The 4,842-nt window shown below is 37.4% G+C and carries 6 protein-coding genes; all 6 read left to right on the forward strand.

What is annotated here, in order from left to right; all coding sequences use genetic code 11:
- The coding region (trwL, locus tag ACFILO_RS08595) for a VirB2 family type IV secretion system major pilin TrwL (RefSeq protein WP_375678141.1) at positions 1 to 166 on the forward strand (166 nt) is incomplete at its 5' end.
- A 125-nt stretch (positions 167 to 291) separates the two neighbouring features.
- Positions 292 to 600 (forward strand): conjugal transfer protein, encoded by a 309-nt coding sequence (locus tag ACFILO_RS08600; RefSeq protein ID WP_375613867.1) that lies wholly within the window; start codon positions 292 to 294, stop codon positions 598 to 600.
- Between the two features lie 12 nt (positions 601 to 612).
- Entirely contained in the window at positions 613 to 921 is a 309-nt protein-coding gene (locus ACFILO_RS08605; RefSeq protein WP_375652481.1) for a type IV secretion system protein VirB3, read from the forward strand.
- A 2-nt stretch (positions 922 to 923) separates the two neighbouring features.
- The gene (locus ACFILO_RS08610) at positions 924 to 3,395 is read left to right on the forward strand and encodes a VirB4 family type IV secretion/conjugal transfer ATPase (protein ID WP_375652482.1); all 2,472 of its coding nucleotides are present in this window, start codon (positions 924 to 926) and stop codon (positions 3,393 to 3,395) included.
- Positions 3,392 to 4,159 (forward strand): type IV secretion system protein, encoded by a 768-nt coding sequence (locus ACFILO_RS08615; protein ID WP_375672154.1) that lies wholly within the window; start codon positions 3,392 to 3,394, stop codon positions 4,157 to 4,159. Before ACFILO_RS08610 ends, ACFILO_RS08615 begins: the two co-directional genes overlap by 4 nt.
- Positions 4,160 to 4,350: 191 nt before the next feature.
- Positions 4,351 to 4,842, forward strand: a 492-nt coding sequence (locus tag ACFILO_RS08620) for a type IV secretion system protein (RefSeq protein ID WP_375678140.1), incomplete at its 3' end; no start/stop codon positions are given.

Consider the following 4,842-nt stretch of genomic DNA (forward strand, 5'->3'; position numbering starts at 1 on the left):
TACCAATATTATTCCTATTGCTGCTGCTGTTATACTTTTGTGCTTAGCAATTGGTTACGCAGGACGCTACATTGAAAGGGATACATTTATACGATGGGCAGTCGGCGTTGTTATCGCTGGCTCAGCAACCCAACTTGCTACAATGCTATTTACAGGTCGAGCATAAATTAGTATAATACGTAATGTTTTTAATGTTCGTTGATTATAAATTTGTACCAGTAATAATATCGCTCATACTACGAAAAAAGGAATATTATTTATAGCAACTTTAATTAAAAGGGGATAAAAGATATGAAACAATTAAATACGCTTCAATCAAAAATATGTAAGATTAGTGCTATTTTTATAACTTTGATTATGTTATTAATAACTCAATCTGCATATGCTCAGACGGAAACAAAGAGTTTAGATGTTTTCATAGGGATGCAATATGGATTAAGTATAATTATTCCTATCGTTGCTGCTATCATTCTTTTATTACTTTTGCTTATTTATATATTTCGCATTATCGCAAGAGCTACATTTATGCGATGGGCATTCAGTGTCATTATTGCTGGTGCAGCTTTTTATATTAGCCACATATTATTTCACCTCCAGTGACGAGAACATTCCATGAAATCGCAAGAAAAAAAAGAATTCCCCCTATTCAAGGGAGCAACACGTGTTCCAACGATATGGGGTGTCCCCATGATGCCATTTATCGTTATGGTTATGGGGGTTGCTGTTATTGCTATGACAATAAGTATCTTTTTGTGGATTATAGCACCTCCATTATGGTTTATTATGGTGCAAATTACTAAAAACGATGATAAGGCGTTTCGTATCTGGTGGTTATGGATCGATACTAAATTTCGCAATCGCAACAAAGGTTTTTGGGGCGCATCAAGTTATAGTCCCTCTGATTATAGTAAAAGGAGATAAACATGACAGCTGTTGAAAGCAGCAAACGCCTTGCATCAGAGACACCTGTAAGCCTGTTTCTGCCTTATTCACATCATATTACAGATACGATTATTTCTACTAAAAATGCGGAATATTTGTCAATTTGGAAAATTGATGGGCGTTCGCATCAAAGCGCTTCAGAAGAAGATATTTTTCAATGGATAAAAGAGCTTAACAATACTCTACGGGGTCTTGCATCAGCCAATTTATCATTTTGGACGCATATTGTGCGCCGCCGTGTTTATGAATATCCTGATTCAACATTTGATCAAATGTTTTGCTATCAACTTGATGAAAAATATCGACAAAGCTTTACTGGTTATAATTTGATGGTCAATGATTTATATCTGACTGTCATTTTTCAACCGATAGCGGATAAAATTATGTCGTTCTTTTCTAAACATGAACGTGAAACGTTTGATCAAAAAAAGATGCGACAAGACACATGTATCAAAGAACTCAATGACATCAATCGTACTTTAGGCCAATCTTTAAACCGTTACGGTGCAGAACTTCTTGGTGCTTATGAAAAAAATGGGCATGCTTATTCTTCTGTACTTGAATTCCTTGGAATGCTTGTCAATGGTGAATATCGCCCTATGCCAATTTGCCATGACCGTTTTGCTGACTATATGTCTGTCAATCGACCTTTTTTCTCAAAATGGGGCGCTCTTGGTGAACTGCGAACAACCAGTGGAATGCGTCGATTTGGAATGCTTGAAATTAAAGAATATGATGCAACAACCAAACCAGGACAATTAAATGTTTTGTTGGAAAGTGACTTCGAGTTCGTATTGACGCAGAGCTTTTCAGTGCTCTCCCGACATGCTGCTAAAGACTATTTACAACGGCATCAGCGTAATCTTATTGATGCACGAGATGTGGCAACGAGCCAAATTGAACAAATTGACGAAGCACTAAACCAGCTTATCAGTGGGCATTTTGTCATGGGAGAACATCACTGCACATTGACGATCTATGGTGATACAATTCAACAAGTTCGCGACCATATGGCCAAAGCAAGTGCAGCATTACTAGACGTTGCGGTACTGCCCAAACCTGTAGACTTAGCGATAGAGGCTGGCTATTGGGCACAACTTCCTGGCAATTGGAAATGGAGACCACGTCCTGCTCCGATTACATCATTGAACTTTTTGTCATTTTCATCTTTTCATAATTTTATGTCAGGAAAACCCACTGGCAACCCATGGGGACCAGCCGTCACAATTCTTAAAACAACCAGTAAAACACCGCTTTATTTCAACTTTCATGCCTCCAAACTTGAAGAGGACTCGACAGATAAACGTTTACTTGGTAATACCGCACTTATCGGACAATCTGGTTCCGGTAAAACCGTGTTACTCGGCTTTTTGTTAGCACAAGCACAAAAATTTAAGCCGACAACTGTTGTTTTTGATAAAGATCGTGGCATGGAAATTGCCATTCGCGCGATGGGTGGAAAATATTTAACATTCAAGCCAGGCAGAAAAAGTGGTTTCAATCCTTTCCAACTCCCACCCACACAAGAAAATCTTATTTTTCTGAAACAATTTGTTAAAAAATTGGCAGAAGCTGGTGGTGAAGTCACGCATCACGACGAAGAAGAAATTAACAAAGCAGTTATGTCTGTTATGAGTGCGAACATTGACCGATCACTCCGTCGTTTGTCCTTTCTAGTACAATTTTTACCAAATCCACGTTTAAGTGATTATAATGCTCACCCATCTGTTCATGCTCGCTTACTAAAATGGTGTGAAGGTGGTGATTATGGGTGGTTGTTTGATAATCCCCATGATGCTCTTGATCTCTCAACACATCAAATTTACGGCTTTGATATCACGGAATTCTTAGATAATTTTGAAACTCGCACTCCAGTGATGATGTATTTGCTTTACCGCACAGAAGGCATGATTAGCGGACAGCGGTTTATGTATATCTTTGACGAGTTTTGGAAGCCTTTGCAAGATCCGTACTTTGAAGATTTAGCCAAAAATAAACAAAAGACCATCCGTAAACAAAATGGTATTTTTGTTTATGCAACACAAGAGCCTAGCGATGCCTTGGAAAGTAATATTGCCAAAACACTCATTCAACAGTGTGCAACTTACATTTTTCTAGCCAATCCCAAAGCAAATTATGAAGATTATACAAAAGGCTTTAAACTAACAGATGCCGAATTTGAACTCGTTAAAGGACTTGGTGAGTTTAGTCGCCAATTCCTCATTAAGCAGGGTGATCAATCTGCGCTTGCAGAACTGAATCTTGGTAAATTCCATCTGACACGCGATGGAAAAACCATCGAACACGACTTTAGTGACGAGCTCTTAGTGTTATCAGGAACGCCTGATAACGCAGAGTTAGCCGAAAGCATTATCGCAGAAGTTGGTGATGATCCGGCAATATGGTTACCAATTTTCTTACAGCACGCAAAAAATGACAGGAGGGAAACATGAAAAAAAAGGTCATTTCAATAGTAGTTGTAATAACTTTAGGGATTTCAAACCCAGCGATGGCTTGGGTTTGGGGGGCTGGGGCGGCGGATTTATCGGCATCCGTTCCAACGAAGTGGCCCAATTTTTTTGGAAGTTCATCTTCAAATACATCAAAGTCTAAAAAAACTCCACAGCAAAAGAAAGCGCCACCTGATGCCCAACTTCTCGATATGCTAAAAAAACACCTTGAGGAAGTAAAAAAGATACACGAGTCTATAACGGGAAGCCAAAAATTCGATACTAAAAAACTTAAAAATGTACAAACAGATCACAATAGTTTTTTTCTCAAAAATCCAGAGAATCTCTACAATAGAAATAAACCTTCTGCTCTATCTACATCACTTGAAAATATTTTAAAAGAAGAAGAAATTCCTGTCAGTATCCATGAATCTAGCAGTTTTATCAACAAGCGTATCCAATATGCAGCCATCACTGATAAAGCCGTAAGTTTAAAAACTTTTCAAGAAGCAAACAATCGTTTTCAGCAAATTGAAGAACTATTAAACGAAATCACAACAACAAAAGATCTAAAAAGTATTGCCGAGTTACAAGCACATATAATTGGAATGCTTGCTATGCTACAAAATGAAACAGCAAAACTACAAATGGTTACACATTTACGCAATGCTGAACATACACTTATCAAACAACAGAAAGATAAACATAACATAAAAATTTTGAATAGTAAAAACACGAACATGCCTACCATAAGATTTATTAGGTAAAGCTTTTTGTAGCAATATTTTGTATATTATTTTTCCTGTATGCTCGTAAAAAGAAAAAGTTAATGCGTAATACTCAATTCTCTCTCATAGATCGAAAAGGTCTACGAAGTTTCATTTTATCCTTAAAAAAATTCAACGAAAAATGCTTAAAAAGCATATAAAAAGTTGAAAATTCGTTAAAGAGGAATTCCATGGACTTTACAGTTTTCACGCAACTTTTCGATAAAATTAACCAGGTAACACAAACATATGTCACGGGTATTTCCTCAAAAACAATTGCTACAATTACACCTTTCGTTTCAATTGGAATCACGATCGCTTTCATCATCTATGGATGGCTTATCATTCGTGGCGCTATCGATATGCCACTCTCCGGATTTGTAAATCGTTTCCTACGAATAAGTATTATTACTTCAATAGCTCTTACCACAGGACTTTATCAAAGTGAAATTGCCAATTTAATAACACAAATGCCCTATGAGTTATCAAAAGCGCTCATGACAAATCCACTCGATGATAAACAATTAATGAATTTACTGGACAAAGCAGCAACCAAAGGATTCCAATATGCAGGCCGTCTTTTCCAAGAAACCGTCTTCTTCGAGTCCAATGGACTGCTTTACAGTCTCTTAGGCATCATTATCTTGCTAGCAACAAGCCTCGTAGTAGCAATCGGCGGTGGT

This window comes from Bartonella sp. AP72JLCBS (assembly GCF_042195705.1).
GTDB lineage: Bacteria > Pseudomonadota > Alphaproteobacteria > Rhizobiales > Rhizobiaceae > Bartonella.